Origin of the sequence: Pedobacter aquatilis (genome assembly GCF_030409415.1) — a bacterium.
GTDB lineage: Bacteria > Bacteroidota > Bacteroidia > Sphingobacteriales > Sphingobacteriaceae > Pedobacter > Pedobacter aquatilis.
In genome coordinates, this window is the sequence record NZ_JAUFPW010000036.1 from 305,981 (window position 1) to 323,092 (window position 17,112).

Below are 17,112 nucleotides of genomic sequence, written 5' to 3' on the forward strand. Positions count from 1 at the left end.
TTATATCGTTAAATCGTTTTGTTCTTGTAGTGCAATTCCTTTCTTAAAAACGAATGCAACGGCTAGCATCGTAATTCCAAAAATCAGTAACCAGACATTAAATTCTGCATTTCTTAAAATCTCCATATTAAAATTTATAGATTTTGTTATTTTCAAAACATTGAAAGTGTAGACTAAAAACGAAGTTACTACTGCGTAAACACCAATTTTGTATAAACGAACGTAGTTCTTTTCAATAAAAACATCTTTAGAATTTGCAGAATTAACAAATGCATATAAATATGCAATAATCATAACCCCAAGATAAGCCATTACAAATAATATACTGCCAAACAGAAATTCAAAATACCAAACAGGCGGTTTAGCATCTTCAGAATGAATCGATAACGACGGAACTCCATTCCAACCATCATTAAATCCTCTTATCCCATCTTCCAAACCCAATAAAATAATAACAGTTAGGATTACAATATATCCCACCTTAACAAGCACTAATTGATTGTATGTCTTTATCATCTATTCTTGTAGTTAATATGTAATAAGTTTGCTTTTTAAATTATTAGCATAACAAACATAAAAAATTAATTACCACAAATCAAAATATATTTATTGTTTTACAATAAATACTAATCGTAAATCAACTATAAGCAATAAAGGCCGACAAATATTCATTAAAACTAAATTGGAATGATTTTTGTTGTAAGTATAACTGTAAAAAACTTGTGCAAACACTAACATTTTCAGCATTTTATCCTTTCGGATTGGCATACAATTTCGTAACTTTGCACACTTCAATAATTAAAGAGCACACAAAACGTATAAATGAGACAACTCAAGATAACGCAATCCATTACCAACCGTGAAAGTCAGTCGTTAGATAAGTACTTACATGAAATTGGTAAAGTAGATTTAATAACAGCAGAGGAAGAGGTAATTTTAGCAAGAAAGATTCGTGAAGGCGACCAAGCTGCTTTAGAGCGATTAACTAAAACCAACTTGCGTTTCGTTGTATCTGTTGCAAAACAATATCAAAATCAAGGTTTAACACTAGGAGATTTAATTAATGAAGGTAACTTGGGTTTAATTAAAGCTGCAAAACGTTTTGATGAAACTAAAGGTTTCAAATTCATTTCTTATGCCGTATGGTGGATTCGTCAATCGATTTTGCAAGCGATTGCTGAGCAAAGCCGTATCGTACGTTTACCTTTAAACCAGGTAGGTTCGTTAAGTAAAATCAGTAAAGCTTTCTCTAAATTAGAGCAAGAATATGAGCGTGAGCCATCTCCAGAAGAATTGGCAGACATTTTAGAAACTACGGTTGATAAAATCTCTGATACTTTAAGTAACTCCGGCCGTCACGTATCAATGGATGCACCATTTGTTCAAGGTGAAGAAAATACATTGTTAGATGTATTGGAAAACCATGAACCAAATACAGATAGTTCATTAATAAACGAATCACTTTCAGAAGAAATCAAACGTTCTTTATCAACCCTAACAGAGCGAGAAAGAGAAATTATCGTTTTATTCTTTGGCTTAGGTTCTAATCACCCTTTATCATTAGAAGAAATTGGGGAAAAATTTAACCTAACTCGCGAACGTGTTCGTCAGATTAAAGATAAAGCATTACAACGTTTACGCCATACTTCGAGAAGTAAGATTTTAAAATCTTACTTAGGATAAATTAATCCTTAAAAATATTTTAATACTTAAAAAGACCGACAAAATTGCCGGTCTTTTTTGTTTAGTAAGCTTCTGAGTTTTTATATAAATTTAAGCATGTCTGTTGTGCTACTCAAAAAATCAATCTTAGTTTATAAACCAATAATATATTGGAATATTTTAATAAGCATCATCATAGGTTTATTTTTTGTTATTGATGGTTTTTCAAAGCCTGGACCTTACGTTATGACAATTATAATGAAACCCATCGGATGGATATTTTCAATTCTTATTGAACGCTTTTTCTTGATTAAACATTCATACTTCTATAAAAATCAAGCGTTAGGATTTCGTAGAATTTTTGGTAACATCATTATTTATGATATTTTTATGCAGTTTTTAATTATTATAATATTTCTTTTATGCAGGAACTCACTATTGACAGTGTTACCCACAACTTTAATAAACAAGCAATATTAAATGGCGTTTTCATTAACTGCAAAATTGGGGAAATTGTTGGCCTACTGGGGAGAAATGGCAGCGGGAAATCTACTTTACTTAAAATAATATTCGGTAGCGTGAAAGCCGATTTCAAATTTCTGAAAATTAACGAGAGCATAATCGATAAAGGATATCTTTCTCAAAACCTCTCCTATCTTCCACAAGATAATTTTATTCCTTTAAAACTTACAGTTAAAAAAGCGGTTGAAATATTTTGCAGCGAATATAAAAGTGAAATACTGAAAATAGAATTGATTGCAAATAATCTGAATTACAGATTTTGTGAACTTTCTGGTGGAAACCAAAGGTTAATAGAAGCTTTGGTAATAATTTACGGTGATGCTGAGTTTATTCTTTTAGATGAACCATTTTCACAATTAGCGCCATTAATGGTTGAGGAATTAAAATTTCACATCGATTTAGCAAAAAAGCATAAAGGAGTAATTATTACAGACCATTATTACAATTCTATCATAGACATTGCCGACAGAATTGTATTACTACACAATGGTTGTAATTATCAAATAAAAGATAGAAATGATTTAATTCTTTATGGTTATTTACCAGAAAATAAATATTAAAATTTAAGGCAAAAAAAAGACCAGCTTTAGCTGATCCGAAATTATTAAACTTTTAGCCTTGAGATTAATACCTCACAAAATAAAATTAAAACAATAAGTGCTTAACAGTTAGTCCGTTGTTTATTAATTGTTTTAAAGAATCTATACCAATTCTCAAATGCGTTTCCACATATTTCTCTGTTACGCTGCTATCACTTTCTGCTGTTTTAACACCTTCTGGTATCATCGGTTGATCTGAAACTAATAATAAAGCACCAGTTGGAATTTTATTGGCAAAACCTGTTGTAAAAATGGTTGCCGTTTCCATATCTACCGCCATTGCTCTTAAAGTTTTTAGATATTTTTTAAAATCTTTATCGTGCTCCCATACACGTCTGTTGGTTGTGTAGCAAGTTCCAGTCCAGTAATCTCTGCCATGATCGCGAATGGTTGTTGAGATCGCTTTTTGCAAAGCGAATGCAGGTAATGCAGGTACTTCTGCGGGCAAGTAATCGTTTGATGTACCTTCTCCCCTAATTGCTGCGATTGGTAAAATTAAATCACCTAACTGGTTTTTCTTTTTCAACCCACCACATTTACCTAAAAACAATACTGATTTTGGTTTTATAGCAGTTAGTAAATCCATCATCGTAGCAGCAAGTGGGCTACCCATACCAAAATTGATAATGGTTATGCCATTTGCAGTTACACTTTGCATCGGCTTATCTAAACCCATAATTGGCGCATTATCATTCCATTCAGAAAACATGCTCACATATTTACTAAAGTTAGTTAATAGAATATAATCGCCAAACTGATCTAGTGGCCGGCCCGTATAACGAGGCAACCAGTTTTTTACAATTTCATCTTTTGATTTTAAACCTGATTTTACAGGAGATTCTACTTCCTTAATTTTTTTAGATTTCTCTACAATCGCTTCATCTTTTTTTACGTCTTTTTCTTCGTTCATATATTTTTATTCTTTAAATAATATAAGAAATTTCTATCAAACTAACAAATTCAATTTTAGCACTGTATTAATCCAGCATAAAATCAATATGCTAAGAAATTCTTATTGTTAAAAAAAATCCTTCCCGATGTTTGGGAAGGATTTGAATTTTATGCGGCTTGCAACTTTTTAAAGTCGGCCTTTTCAAATTTCTCTATCGCATAATCGAGATTAATGTGTAGCTCTTTCACATCATTTTGCGTAGGTGTATCGAACATGGCATCGAGCATAATTGCCTCGCAAATAGACCTTAGTCCACGTGCACCAAGCTTGTATTCCATTGCTTTATCTACAATAAAATCTAACACTTCCTCATCAAAAACTAACTTTACATCTTCGTATTCGAAAAGCTTTTCGTATTGCTTAGTTAATGCGTTCTTAGGTGCTGTAAGAATATTTCTAAGTGTTTCCTTATCCAGCGGATTTAAGTGCGAAAGAACCGGAATACGTCCGATTAACTCCGGAATTAAACCAAATGATTTTAAATCTTGAGGAGTAATATACTTGTAAAGGTTTTTCAAATCTAAAACTGTGTCATCTTTCTTAGTTTTAAAACCTACAGCTTGCGTACGTAAACGATTTGCTATTTTACGTTCTATACCATCAAAAGCACCACCACAAATAAATAAAATATTGTTGGTGTTTACCGGAATCATCTTTTGATCTGGATGTTTACGTCCGCCCTGAGGTGGAACATTAACAATTGTACCTTCCAAAATCTTTAATAAAGCTTGTTGTACACCCTCTCCAGATACATCACGTGTAATTGATGGATTATCGCTCTTACGTGCTACTTTATCCACTTCATCGATATAAACTATACCACGTTCAGCAGCAGCAACATCATAATCAGCAGCTTGCAATAAACGTGTTAAAATGCTTTCCACATCTTCACCTACATAACCAGCCTCGGTTAATACAGTTGCATCGCAAATACAAAAAGGTACATGCAAGATTTTTGCAATTGTTTTAGCCAGTAGGGTTTTTCCCGTTCCGGTTTCTCCAACCAGCATAATGTTCGATTTTTCAATCTCAATTTCGTCCTTATCAATTTTTTGATTTAAACGTTTATAGTGATTGTAAACTGCAACAGATAATACTTTTTTTGCATCATCCTGACCGATAACATATTGATCTAAATGCTGCTTTATTTCTAACGGCTTTAATAAAGTAAGTGCCGATTGAATACCTTTGCTGCTTTTTGTACCTAGCTCTTGCGCAAGCAATTGATTAGCTTGGGTTACACACTTATCGCAGATAAATGCATCCATGCCTTCAATTAACATTAAAGTTTCATGCTTGCCAGAGTGGCAGAATGAGCAACGGGATTCTTTATTTTGTTTCGCCATTTTTTCTTGCGTTTCTCGATAATACTTCATCAATCATACCAAATCCTTTTGCTTCTTCAGCACTCATCCAGTAATCACGATCTGAAGCTTTCTCTACCCAATCATAAGTTTGACCAGAGTGCTCTGCAATAATATCGTATAATTCTTTTTTCAATTTTAACATTTCTCTCAGGTTAATCTCCATATCTGAAGCTACACCTTGTGCACCACCTGACGGTTGGTGAATCATTACTCTTGAGTGTGGTAGAGCTGAACGCTTACCTTCTGCACCTGCAACCAATAATACTGCACCCATTGATGCCGCCATACCTGTACAGATTGTTGCAACATCTGGTTGGATATATTGCATGGTATCATAAATACCTAAACCTGCATACACAGAACCTCCTGGAGAATTAATGTAAATCTGAATGTCTCTTTCAGCATCAGTTGATTGCAAAAACAACAACTGCGCCTGGATAATATTTGCGTTTTGATCATAAATCGCATCACCTAAAAAGATAATACGATCCATCATTAATCTAGAAAACACATCCATTTGAGCTACGTTCAACTGGCGTTCTTCTATAATATAAGGCGTCATATTCTGAGGGTTCAGATTCGCCTGTGCAATAAATTTATCTACGTGTAAACCGCCAATTCCCTGATGTTTAACGGCAAATTTTCTGAATTCTTGTGAATCTATGTTCATGGTTTCGTTTTACGATTATAGTTTGGTGTTAAACGCCGACTAGCGTATTGCCAAACAAAGTTATAATTTTAACAAATATTTCTTGAAGTTGGTTAATTTCCGTGCCAATTTATCTAATTAAAGGCACATGCAAAATTATTCTGTTTAACAAATGACAATATAATTTCTTAAACGACTAGAAATACAATGAGCACGACTCAATAATATTCTATAATATCCAAATAATGAACAAATTAGGAACTAATAACATTAAAAACAACTAATTAGCTACCTTATATAAAAAGAGCAGCTCAATGAGCTGCTCTTAGATTTTGATACCATTTAACTGACAATTGATCAGTTAAAATTACTTCTTGTTCAACTCTGTAAACTTATTATAGTCGATATCTTTTTCTTCTAAAGTTACAACCGTTTTAATGTAGTCAAAAGTTTTTAACGCTTTTACTTCTTCAAATGTACGGTTTGCATTTTCTTTATCCTGTAAAAACTGAACAGCATATTGTGCCAATTGATCTTCTGGAAGCGGACTTGGGCTATACATTCTGAACTGCGCATCTAACTTTGCTTTAGCAGCTGCAACAACATCTTCGTATTTAATTTCGATGCTGTTATCTTTAATGATTTTGTTTTCTATTAAAGTCCATTTAAGGTTTTTAGCGAAATCATCATAACCTTCTGCCAATTCTTCATCGGTTAATTTTTCGTTTGTTGCTTTTAACCAACGACGTAAAAATTCATCAGGTAATTCTAAAGTATGTTTCTTTAATAAATCTTCGTAAATATCATTTGATAATTGACGTTCAGCATCTTGTTTAAACATGCCTTCTACTTCTTCAGTAATTTTAGCTCTGAAACCAGCTTCATCAGTTACTGTACCTTCGCCAAATAATTTATCAAAAAACTCCTGATTTAAATCAGACTCTTCTAAACGGTTAACATTTTTAACAGTTAATTGGAAGTTAGATTTTAATTCAGCAGCATCTTCTTCTGAGATATTTAAAGCTTTAGCAATTGCAGCAGCATCACCTAACGCTTTTTGAATGTCAATTGTTACAACATCATCCTTTTTTAAACCTACTAAGGATTTAAGGATTTTTTTATCTGTAATCTGATCTAAACGTAGTGTAGCTGTATTGGTAATTCCACCTTCAAAAACAGAACCATCATTACCTAACTGAACTAAATCTGCATACAGAACATCACCCTCTTCAGAAACTTCTGGATTAGTCATTTTACCATAACTACGACGGATGTTTTTAACACGGCTTTCTAATGTTTCTTCATCAGCTTTAACATTGTAAAGTGTGTATTTATCTTTAGATGAAATTGCTACATCAAAAGCTGGCGCTAAACCTAACTCATAATCAAATTCAAATTCGTCTGTATTATCCCATTTGAATTCTTTTTCATCATTAACTGCAGGCAAAGGCTGACCTAAGATTTCTAACTTTTGCTCAGCAATATAGTTAGAAAGTGTATCGTTAAGTAAGTTGTTAATTTCTTCAACCAAAATGCTTTTACCATACATTCTTTTGATATGAGCTGCTGGAACCATTCCTTTACGGAAGCCTGGTAATTGCGCTTTCTTAGCTTGCTCTTTAATTGCTTTATCTACTTTACCGGTGTAATCTGCAGGTGCAATCTTGATTTTTACAACAGCATTTAAGTTGCCGGTTTTTTCCTGTGTAATATTCATTTTTTGTGAGATATGAGTATTGTGATGTGAGATACAAGACCTTTTCAGCGCCTTAATGCCACATCAATTTTTATTTAATCAATGTTTTAAAAAACAAAACCGTTCCGATGTTTAAATCGAAACGGCCTTTATCTTATTGTGCGGAAGAAGGGACTCGAACCCCCACGCCGTGAAGCGCCAGATCCTAAGTCTGGTGCGGCTACCAATTACGCCACTTCCGCAGTTAGGATTTATTAAGGACTGCAAAGATAGAAATTAGAATCAATTTTCAAAAAGTAATTCAAATAATTTCTTAATTATTTCCTGCAATAAATGCTAAGTAGCTAAGAATAAGCAAGAATAATTTTTTACAATTTTACCAGGGTTACGTCCACAAGTTCTGGTCCGCCATCCAAAGGATAACCTTTAACCTTTTTTCCTTTAATCGTAACCGTTTTATCAAGATATGGATCTAAACTAAATGTGCTTTTCAATGCGTATGTTTTATCAGCAGTTTTTAAAATATGGGTGCCATACTGAAAGGTAGACATGCCTAACTTTTGGATTGTACCAGTTGCAGTAACATGCGTTTTGGTGTTTGAATCTTTCATTGATGTACAACTAGAAAGCACAATTATTACTAAGGAAAATATTAAAACTAATTTTTTCATGTTAATATATAGGTTTGATTAATGGTAAGGAACAAATTTAGAAGAAATAACAGCAGAAGATTAATAAAGTTGTTTCTGGAATTCAAAAAAGTATTGTACTGCTTTAACTAAGCGACTTCCATACCAGCTAAACATTTCACCATCAACTAACAGTACTTTTGCATTCCGTAATTCCTTTTCAATTTCTTCAATATGCTTTTCTCTAAATGGATATGGTTCAGATGAAAGTAATATCAATTGCGGGTTTAACTTTGCCAGTCCATCAATGTTAATTTCGGGATAACGTTCAGCCTCGATTACATTGGTCATCCCATTTGTAATTAATACATCATTAATAAAGGTATTTTTCCCGGCAGCCATGTAAGGTTTACGCCATATTAAATAAGCCACCTTTTTATCAATGCTATTTTGGAGTGCAAGTGCTTTTAAATCTTTAAATCCAGCAGAAATTAAATGATTTAGATAAGCTGCTTCAGGTGCTTTATCAATCAAGTCGCCAATATCGGTGATGGTTTTCATTGCATCATCAAGCGTAAAAATATCACTCATCCAAATTGGAAAAAACTCAGCAAGCTCTTCAATATCGCTTTGCGAATTTTCCTCTTTATTGCCGATGATTAGATCTGGCTTTAAATCCTTAATTAAATCGATATTGAGTTTTTTTGTTCCACCAACTTTTGTCCGCTCTGCAAATTTTTCTATCGGATGTATGCAAAACTTAGTCAACCCGATAATTTCCCTATCTAAACCCAAATCAAAAAGAAGTTCTGTTTGCGATGGAACAATTGATACAATCCGCTTCGGAGGGAAATTAATGGTTACCTCCCGCCCCATCCCATCGGTAAAAGATTTTTGCATGGAACGAAGTTATAGGTTTTAAGTGGTAAGTAATACGTTTCTAGTTAAAGTTGTGACTTACAAATTATTTTTTGGAACCTCCACATCTTCCTTGATCACCCCATCCGCAATATGTAAAACTCTGCTACCGTATTCTGCATTTTTTTCTGAGTGTGTTACCTGAATAATCGTTATACCTTCTTCGCGATTTAATTTCTGAAAGAGCTGCATAATTTCTTCAGCTTGCGCAGATTGAAGGTTGCCAGTTGGCTCATCAGCAAGAATAATGGACGGTTGTGCAGCTAAAGCTCTCGCAATTCCAACCAATTGTTGTTGTCCGCCAGAAAGTTGGTTTGGAAATAAATCCTTTTTAGCAACAATGTTAAATTTATCGAGTAAGTTAGCTATTCGGCTTGCCCTTTCTGAACTTCCTACTTTTTTATATAGCAAAGGTGCTTCTATATTTTCATAAACAGTCATTTCATCAATTAAATGATAAGCCTGGAAAACAAAACCAATATGGTTTCGATATAATTCAATGCGTTTACGTTCATTTAAACCGGTAATATCCTCGCCCAAAAATTCGTAAGTACCATAAGTTGGCTCTTCTAACATACCTAGAATATTAAGCAGTGTAGATTTCCCTGCACCTGATGGTCCCATTATCGAAACAAATTCGCCTTGTTTAATGGTTGTACTTACATGGCGCAAAACATAATGCTTAATGCCTTTGCTCGAATAGTATTTTTCTATGTTTTTTAGTTCTATCATTTTTTGAGTTTTACGTAGTAAGTTTTAAGTTATACATATTAAAAACGTACAACTTAAAACATATAACTTATTACTTATTCATATTTCAACGCATCTATAGTATTTGCTTTTGCAGCTCTGTAAGACCGTAAGGAAACTGTTATTAAGGTTATTGCCATAGAAATTATCATTGCCAAAAGAAATGGCCATAAGCTAATATCTATTCGGTAGGCAAAACCAGAAAGCCATTTTGAAACAAATAAGTAAGCAAGTGGCCAGGCTATCAGATTGGCAATAAAAACCATTATCAAAAACGAACCATTAAGCATTTTAACCAATTCAATAGTTGATGCGCCTAAAACTTTCCTAATAGCAACTTCTTTTGTTCTTTGTGTAGCAACGAATGAAATTAAACCGAATAAACCTATAAAAGAGATGAAGATAATTACACCTGCAAAAACTTTAAAAAGTATGCCCATGATGCGCTCTCCTTCATAATAGTTCTTAATTTGATCATCTAAAAAGTTTTCATTGTAAACCGATTCGGGAAAAGTTTGCTGCCAGATTTTAGAAACCATTTTCATTGTTGGCATGATTTGTTTGGCATTTAATTTTATGGCAACGTAATAATGCCTTGCCCTTAGCGAACCAACTAAAATTGGGTCGATATTTTCATGCAAACTTTTGTTTTTAAAGTCCTTAATAACACCAACAATTGGTGCGTTCATTCCACCCATAGAAATTATTTTACCAATGGCTTCGTTTGGATTTCTAATATTAAGTTTCTTAAGCAATGTTTCGTTAACCATATATTCATTAATGGTATCCGATTTAACTAAATTCCTACCAGCAACTAATTTTAAGTCAAAAGCTTTTAAATAATCTTCATCAGCATTTTTAGTATTAACCTGAAAATCAGCATCTTTTCCGCCATTATAAGAAAATGTACTGCCATTATTATTTTGCGAAGATGGAGCAGTACGGCAAAAACTAACTTCCTCAACACCAGAAATTTGTTTTAATTGAGCCTTTAATGTTGCAAAGCGAGATACTGTAGCACTATCATTTGGTAAATCTATCATTGCAATAGCCGATGGATTAAAACCCAATGGCTGCTCCCGAACATATTTCATTTGTTGCAGAATTACTAGTGTACCAATAATTAAAGTTACGGTTAATGTAAATTGTACCACAACCAGAATTTTTCTTAATCCTAAACCACCCCTATTAGCAATAACTTTGTTTTTAATGGCTAAAGCAGGATTAAAGCCAGACATTATCATTGCTGGATAAAAGCCTGCCAGCAGACTCACAAAAACAACAAGTAATATCATAAACAAGAAAATTATTGGATGTTGTAATATACTGAATGATATTTTTGAGTCGAAGAGATTTTGCATTCCCGGCAAGGCAATTTCCGTTAATACACTTCCGATTAGCAGTGATATGAATACTATTGTTAAAGTTTCAGTTAAAAACTGAATAACTAACTGACTTCTTTGGCTCCCCATTACCTTCCTTACTCCAACTTCTTTTGAGCGACTCACCGCCTGGGCTGTAGCTAAATTTATAAAGTTAATTGATGCAGTAATTATGAGAAAAAAGCCAATTATCACTAATCCGTACAGTTGTTTTTTAGGCATAATGCGACCTGAGAAATTACCAAATTTTTCATTGTAATGAATATCGGCAAGTGGCTGGAATAAATGCCTCTCTTTACCTGGTGCTTTTTCTACGTAATATTTCTTGATGAAAGATGTTAACGGTCCGTTAAGTGTTTGTATGTTAACGTTTGATTTCAACTTAAAATAACTTTCAGAACTGGAACTTACCGAACCCCAATTTGTTAAATTGCTGTTTTTAAAAGATTTGTAAGCAAGCATAATTTTTAATGGCACCGAATTATTTTCGGCTACATCATCAATTACGCCACTTACCGTATAGTTCACCTTATCATCAAAGCTTAAGCTTTTGCCTAAAGCTATCTTCCAATCTCCAAAAAACTTATTTGCTATTTCTTTTGAAAGTACAACATGATTTGGATCTGCAAGTGAACTGAAGTTGCCTGACAACCAGTTATAATTAAATATTTCAAAAAACTCAGGTTCAACGTAAAAAACATTTTCAATCGTTTTTAACCTTTCTTTTCCATTAGCATTTTTAATTTTTATCATCCCTGCGCTATTTTCAATAGCTGCAACTTTTTCTATGTAAGGAGAAAAATCGTTGCGCATGGCTGCAGTAAGTGGTAAAGGAACACCTTGGGAATGGAACTGATTACCATCTGCATAATCCCAGGAAGAAACCACACGATAAATTCTATCTTCATTTTTAAATCCCTTATCAAAACTCATTTGATAACGAATAAAAATAAAAATCAGAATACAACTCGCCATCCCGATAGATAAACCAAGTACATTAATAAAAGTATAACCCTTGTTTTTCCAAAGGTTTCGCCAAGCGATTTTTAAGTTAAGTTTGAACATTGTAGTATCAAGTATTTAGTATCAAGACGTTGCAAGTAACTTTAGGCTTTTTGCTTTAAGTTTTCGGCTTTATTCATATTTAAGTGCATCAACCGGATTAGCTTTAGCAACTTTAAAAGTTTGTAAGCTAACTGTTACTAAGGCAATAATCATTGATGTAAGCAGAGCCAAAATGAAAGGCCAAACATTTATATTAATTTTATAATCGTACTTCTGGAGCCATTGATTTAGTAGAATATAAGCTATAGGAATGGCAATGAGGTTAGAGATGATAACCAACTTCATAAAATCCTTATTTAAAATCACAAGAATATCTGATAAATTGGCACCCAAAACCTTACGTATACTAATTTCTTTGCTGCGTTGTTCGGCCATGTAAAGCGCTAATCCTAAAAGGCCGAGGCATGAAATAAATATTGCAAAACCTCCAAAAATGTTTGACAAAACACTTAACAGGCGTTCGCTATTTAGTTTTTCGGCCAGGCCATCACTTACCAGTTTAATTTCTGATGGATAAGATGGATTTAATTGTTTGCTTATTAACTTAATACTCTCAATTGATTTAGTAAGCGATTGTTGCGTGTTAAGGCGTAATAATAAAGATGTACTTTGCTTTACGTTATAGTAATAAATCGTTGGTGATACTTTAGCTCCAAAAGATTCATTATAAAAATCCTGTATAACACCAACAATTTTTAAAGGCGGATTACTGCCCCAATGTATTATGGTACCAACCGGATTCTTTAATTGCATTAATTTTACAGCTTCTTCATTAACTAATAACGATGTTGACGTATCGGATGTAAACTTTGGAGAAAAATCTCTACCGGCAACTATTTTTACTCCAGCTGTATTTGCAAAATTAAAACCTGTACTTCTGTAGCTTACAATAGAAACATCATTTTTAGGTTTGTTAGGCCACGAAAAATCGCTGGTAATATCGCCTCCTTGTGTAAATGAACCAGCATATTCAGTTGCAGCTTCTACAGCACCAGTGCTTATTAATTTATTTTTAAAAGCCTCCAGTCTTGCAGGTTTAACAAGTTCGCCTTCTAAATCGATTTGAGCTAATGCACTTTCATTAAAGTTTAATGGTTTATTTTTCAAATGCTGAATTTGGTTGTATATAACAATAGCCGAAATAATCATACATATTGATAACGTGAATTGGAAAACAACCAATACTTTACGAATGGAAAGCGACCCTACTGAACTCTTGAAACCTTTTAAAACATTAATCGGAATAAACGATGAAAGATAGAACGCTGGATAGCTGCCAGCCAACGCACCGGTAAGCAAGGCGAGTGCAAAAAGTGTAATCCAATACATTGCAGAGCCATAGTTGATTAGTATTTTTATATTAAGCAGATTATTAAAGTAAGGCAATGTAAGCTCTAATAAAGTAAATGCAATTAACATGGCAACGAATGAGGTGAGTAGAGATTCTATCATAAATTGACTCATTATTCCGTTTCTTGTAGAGCCCAGTGCCTTACGAACACCAACTTCACGGGCCCGTTTTTCAGAACGTGCTGTAGAAAGGTTCATATAATTTATGCAAGCGATTAAAAGAACACAAAGAGCCAGAAAAATAAAAAGTTTAATCTGATCTATTCTGCCACCGGCACTTTTTCCATTTTGAAAATTATCATACAAATGCATTTTTGAATATGGAAATAGGAATGGTTCATAAGTCATCGTTTTTAAATCTGCTTCTTTATTTACAATGAATTTTTGTAGCAATTTATTTGTTGCTTCCATCGAAACATTATCCTTCAATTGGAAATACGTCATACAGGTTATGGCGCCCCAACCATAATTTTTACTATCGGGATTTAACTGCTCAAAAAATGACCATGGGTGAAGAACATCAAACTGCATGCTCTGATTTTTTGGTAAATCTGCTATTACTGCAGTAACTTTTAATTCTTTAACTCCATCGTACCTTATTCTTTGCCCAACGGGATTAGTATTTCCAAATAATTTTTTTGCACTGCTTTCATTAATAATAACTGCGTTTGGCTCATCAAGCGCTTTCTTTGCATCGCCATAAATAAAGTTATAATCAAAAATTTTTATAAAATCAGAATCTACATAGTGCGGTACAAGCTTAAAATTTTCTCTGTTACTACTATATAGTTTCGGCGCTCTATCAAAAGATAAACGAGCACTTCTTTCAAAGCCTGGAAGCTCTTCTAAAGCTGCCTTTGATAATTTATTTGGAAGCGCCATTGTTGTGGCTATCTTTCCATTCATTTTTAAATTTAAAGCTGTTATGTAGGTATTATGAATGTTTTTAAATTGCCTGTCGTAACTCAATTCGTAATTAACATACAGCAACAACATTAAACAACAGGCCATGCCTATAGCAAGTCCGCCAATATTTATAAGCGTAAATCCTTTATTCTTCCAAAGGTTTCGCAAAGCGATTTTTAAGTTTAATCTAAACATAGGTTTAAGGTTTAGAGGTAAAGGGTTTAGGGTTGGACGCTTTAACCTCACGCCCTCAACCTATAAACCTTTAGCCTTATTCATATTTTAGCGCATCAACCGGATTTGCTTTTACTGCTTTCCTGGCTTGCACACTTACTGTAATTACTGTTAATAAAATTGTGATTAATGAACTGCCTATAAATGGTAAAACAGGCAAATCGATTCGATAGGCAAAGGTTTCGAGCCATTTCTTGGTTAAAATGTAGGCAATTGGCCACGATATTAAATTGGCCACAAGTACCATTATAAAAAATGATGAATTAATTAACTTGAAAATCTGAATATCGCTTGCGCCCAATATTTTACGTACAGCAATTTCTTTTATTCTACCACTGGTGATGTATTTTGCAAACGCAAATAAGCCTAAAATCGCGATAAAAATGGTTAGCAATGCCGCAGCAAAAAACACCGATTGAAGCTGCTCTTGCTTTTTGAATAAACGGCCATAAAGTTCATCCAAAAACTCGTACCTAAAATCCTCGCCATCTTTAGGATTGATTTTCGGCCACTGAGCTTTAATAGCAGCCAGTGCATCAGCCATTTTGTTCTCCTCAATTTTAACCATAATTTGCGTTTTATAATTTCCGCAAGGATTTTTAATGGTATAGATAGTTGGCTGAACTGCATTTTCAAAACCTTGAGCCTTGAAATCTTTAGCTACTCCAACAATTTTATAATCTATATTACAACCACGGATTATTTTACCTATCGGATTTTTTAAACCATATTTTGCAACAGCACTTTCATTTATAACTGCAGCATTGGCGGTATCGGTTTTATAACCCTTTGAAAAGAATCGACCTTTCTCAAGTTTAATATTTAGAGTTTCAAAATAATCAAACTCTACATCAACAAAATCGATATTGGCATCTATTCCGTTGCTTATGTAGTTATTACTTCCATTTTCAGCTCCATTTGGAATATCACTGGCTACCGTAGCAGATTTAACGCCCGGGATTTTTAAAAGTCGCTCTCTAACCGTTTCGAAACTTAATGAACCCATTTTTACCGGATTATTAAAAAGTGTTAAGTTTTTTATGCTAACTACTTGGTTAGCAGTAAAACCTAAATCTTGAGTGCGCATATATTTTAGCTGCGAATTAATAATTAGTAAGCCGATAATAAATGTTACCGCAATGCTAAACTGAAAAACCAACAAACCATTCCTCAACCACGAACTTTGCTTACTTGTAGAAAAATTGCCTTTTAGCACTAGTGCAGGCTTAAAACCTGATAATACCAATGCCGGATAAATACCTGCAATTAATGTGATTGTTAAAAGAACCAAGGGTAACTGCCAAAACAAGTTGTTTTCAAATTGCCAGATAGATAAAGGCACTTTAAATAAATTATTAAAAGAAGGCAATAAAAGCTCAGCAATAATTAAGGAGAATATTGTTGCTGCTAAGCATTGAATAAATATTTCGGTGAGAAACTGAGTAGTTAGTTGAGCTCTGAAAGCGCCCATTACCTTTTTTACACCAACTTCTTTTGCTCTTTTTGTTGCTTGAGCAATACTTAGATTAGTAAAATTGATGGATGCAATTATTAAAATCAAAACTCCTAAAACCGAAAGTGCAACCAGAATTTTATATGGCGCATCGTTCCCGGCTTTAGGCTTCAAATGCATATTAGCCAGGGGATCTAAAAATGTTGATACAGATTTAATTTCTTGAATAGTTTTTAAATCAGTTTCTCCTTTTAATAATTCTTTTCGATATAATTCTGTAATTTTTTGTTCAAGGTGTGCTACATCTGTACCGGGTTTTACTTTGATGTAAGTTGTATAATTATTGTAACCATAATTTTCATCCTTTCCTAATTCAGCCATTATCGAAATCCCATCAAAATTCAGATTAGAATGTGGGTCATTTACAATAGAGCCATTAAATAAACTTGTTATACCAGAGTTACTAGCGCCCATTCCAACCATTTCAGGTTTGTTATCTTTTTTATCAGGAAATAAAGCTTTCATGTTTTCTACACTCAAATATGAAAGTCGTTCTGTATCGCCTGCTGGCTTTTGCAAACCACCAGTTGGTTTAAAATTTAATATTTTAGCAGCATTAAAATCAGCCTGCATAAAATTCTTTGCATACACCGTGTTTTTCCCGTTTTTTAAAGTCAGTTCAAAAAAACCACCTTTGGTGATTCCTCCATTTTCTACTTCCGGAAAATTTTGTTTAATGGCTTTAACCAATGGTGGGGGCGTATAGTTGGTTTTAAATTCGGGATATATCCTTCCCACAACATAAATATTTTTATAATTAGGATTCGACTTATCAAAACTGGTTTCATAAGTAAAAAACATCATCACTAAAATAAAAGCAGCTAAAGCAATAGCCAAACCACCAATGTTAATTGCAGTAATGCCCTTATTTTTCCAAAGGTTTCGCAAAGCGATTTTTAAGTTTAATCTAAACATAGG

13 protein-coding genes and 1 tRNA gene are annotated in these 17,112 nt (G+C 33.5%); 2 read left to right on the forward strand and 12 right to left on the reverse strand.

Annotated features, from left to right (window positions below; translation table 11 throughout):
• Positions 1–516, reverse strand: a complete 516-nt coding sequence (locus QWY86_RS19695; RefSeq protein ID WP_290244652.1) for a DUF2975 domain-containing protein — start codon at positions 514–516, stop codon at positions 1–3.
• Positions 517–822: 306 nt separating this feature from the next.
• Between QWY86_RS19695 and QWY86_RS19700 the strand changes: the two genes are divergently transcribed.
• Both QWY86_RS19700 and QWY86_RS19705 read left to right on the forward strand, forming a co-directional pair.
• Positions 823–1,683: a sigma-70 family RNA polymerase sigma factor gene (locus QWY86_RS19700; protein WP_010601359.1), complete on the forward strand. Its 861-nt coding sequence runs from the start codon at positions 823–825 to the stop codon at positions 1,681–1,683.
• A 401-nt stretch (positions 1,684–2,084) separates the two neighbouring features.
• On the forward strand, positions 2,085–2,744 hold the full coding sequence (locus QWY86_RS19705) for an ATP-binding cassette domain-containing protein (protein ID WP_290244666.1): 660 nt from the start codon (positions 2,085–2,087) through the stop codon (positions 2,742–2,744).
• An 85-nt stretch (positions 2,745–2,829) separates the two neighbouring features.
• Here QWY86_RS19705 and QWY86_RS19710 read toward each other — a convergent pair whose 3' ends face one another.
• The 11 genes from QWY86_RS19710 to QWY86_RS19760 form a co-directional block, all read right to left on the reverse strand.
• The gene (locus tag QWY86_RS19710; protein WP_290244667.1) at positions 2,830–3,693 is read right to left on the reverse strand and encodes an AMP nucleosidase; all 864 of its coding nucleotides are present in this window, start codon (positions 3,691–3,693) and stop codon (positions 2,830–2,832) included.
• A 149-nt stretch (positions 3,694–3,842) separates the two neighbouring features.
• Positions 3,843–5,081: an ATP-dependent Clp protease ATP-binding subunit ClpX gene (gene clpX / locus QWY86_RS19715; protein ID WP_290244669.1), complete on the reverse strand. Its 1,239-nt coding sequence runs from the start codon at positions 5,079–5,081 to the stop codon at positions 3,843–3,845.
• Positions 5,065–5,772: an ATP-dependent Clp endopeptidase proteolytic subunit ClpP gene (clpP, locus tag QWY86_RS19720; RefSeq protein ID WP_290244670.1), complete on the reverse strand. Its 708-nt coding sequence runs from the start codon at positions 5,770–5,772 to the stop codon at positions 5,065–5,067. Before clpP ends, clpX begins: the two co-directional genes overlap by 17 nt.
• Before the next feature lie 346 nt (positions 5,773–6,118).
• Positions 6,119–7,468 (reverse strand): trigger factor, encoded by a 1,350-nt coding sequence (gene tig / locus QWY86_RS19725; RefSeq protein ID WP_290244672.1) that lies wholly within the window; start codon positions 7,466–7,468, stop codon positions 6,119–6,121.
• Positions 7,469–7,607: 139 nt separating this feature from the next.
• Positions 7,608–7,689: transfer RNA gene (locus QWY86_RS19730), tRNA-Leu, on the reverse strand.
• 126 nt (positions 7,690–7,815) lie between these two features.
• On the reverse strand, positions 7,816–8,118 hold the full coding sequence (locus tag QWY86_RS19735; RefSeq protein WP_290244674.1) for a hypothetical protein: 303 nt from the start codon (positions 8,116–8,118) through the stop codon (positions 7,816–7,818).
• A gap of 60 nt (positions 8,119–8,178) precedes the next feature.
• Positions 8,179–8,976 carry a helical backbone metal receptor gene (locus QWY86_RS19740; protein WP_290244677.1) on the reverse strand — a complete coding sequence of 266 codons (798 nt, stop codon included), beginning with the start codon at positions 8,974–8,976 and terminating at the stop codon, positions 8,179–8,181.
• A gap of 57 nt (positions 8,977–9,033) precedes the next feature.
• Positions 9,034–9,726, reverse strand: coding sequence for an ABC transporter ATP-binding protein (locus tag QWY86_RS19745; RefSeq protein ID WP_290244679.1), 693 nt, complete (start codon positions 9,724–9,726; stop codon positions 9,034–9,036).
• Positions 9,727–9,800: 74 nt separating this feature from the next.
• Positions 9,801–12,191 carry an ABC transporter permease gene (locus QWY86_RS19750; RefSeq protein ID WP_290244680.1) on the reverse strand — a complete coding sequence of 797 codons (2,391 nt, stop codon included), beginning with the start codon at positions 12,189–12,191 and terminating at the stop codon, positions 9,801–9,803.
• Positions 12,192–12,260: 69 nt separating this feature from the next.
• Positions 12,261–14,642 (reverse strand): ABC transporter permease, encoded by a 2,382-nt coding sequence (locus QWY86_RS19755; protein ID WP_290244682.1) that lies wholly within the window; start codon positions 14,640–14,642, stop codon positions 12,261–12,263.
• 76 nt (positions 14,643–14,718) lie between these two features.
• On the reverse strand, positions 14,719–17,109 hold the full coding sequence (locus QWY86_RS19760; protein WP_290244683.1) for an ABC transporter permease: 2,391 nt from the start codon (positions 17,107–17,109) through the stop codon (positions 14,719–14,721).
• Between the last annotated feature and the right edge of the window lie 3 nt (positions 17,110–17,112).

What these genes read in the sequence shown, in the direction of transcription:
- QWY86_RS19710 (WP_290244667.1), bottom strand. Translation starts at nt 3,693, where the DNA reads ATGAACGAAGAAAAAGACGTAAAAAAAGATGAAGCGATTGTAGAGAAA.
- QWY86_RS19755 (WP_290244682.1), bottom strand. Translation starts at nt 14,642, where the DNA reads ATGTTTAGATTAAACTTAAAAATCGCTTTGCGAAACCTTTGGAAGAAT.
- QWY86_RS19750 (WP_290244680.1), bottom strand. Translation starts at nt 12,191, where the DNA reads ATGTTCAAACTTAACTTAAAAATCGCTTGGCGAAACCTTTGGAAAAAC.
- QWY86_RS19740 (WP_290244677.1), bottom strand. Translation starts at nt 8,976, where the DNA reads ATGCAAAAATCTTTTACCGATGGGATGGGGCGGGAGGTAACCATTAAT.
- clpP (WP_290244670.1), bottom strand. Translation starts at nt 5,772, where the DNA reads ATGAACATAGATTCACAAGAATTCAGAAAATTTGCCGTTAAACATCAG.
- QWY86_RS19700 (WP_010601359.1), top strand. Translation starts at nt 823, where the DNA reads ATGAGACAACTCAAGATAACGCAATCCATTACCAACCGTGAAAGTCAG.
- QWY86_RS19705 (WP_290244666.1), top strand. Translation starts at nt 2,085, where the DNA reads ATGCAGGAACTCACTATTGACAGTGTTACCCACAACTTTAATAAACAA.
- QWY86_RS19735 (WP_290244674.1), bottom strand. Translation starts at nt 8,118, where the DNA reads ATGAAAAAATTAGTTTTAATATTTTCCTTAGTAATAATTGTGCTTTCT.
- QWY86_RS19745 (WP_290244679.1), bottom strand. Translation starts at nt 9,726, where the DNA reads ATGATAGAACTAAAAAACATAGAAAAATACTATTCGAGCAAAGGCATT.
- clpX (WP_290244669.1), bottom strand. Translation starts at nt 5,081, where the DNA reads ATGGCGAAACAAAATAAAGAATCCCGTTGCTCATTCTGCCACTCTGGC.
- QWY86_RS19760 (WP_290244683.1), bottom strand. Translation starts at nt 17,109, where the DNA reads ATGTTTAGATTAAACTTAAAAATCGCTTTGCGAAACCTTTGGAAAAAT.
- QWY86_RS19695 (WP_290244652.1), bottom strand. Translation starts at nt 516, where the DNA reads ATGATAAAGACATACAATCAATTAGTGCTTGTTAAGGTGGGATATATT.
- tig (WP_290244672.1), bottom strand. Translation starts at nt 7,468, where the DNA reads ATGAATATTACACAGGAAAAAACCGGCAACTTAAATGCTGTTGTAAAA.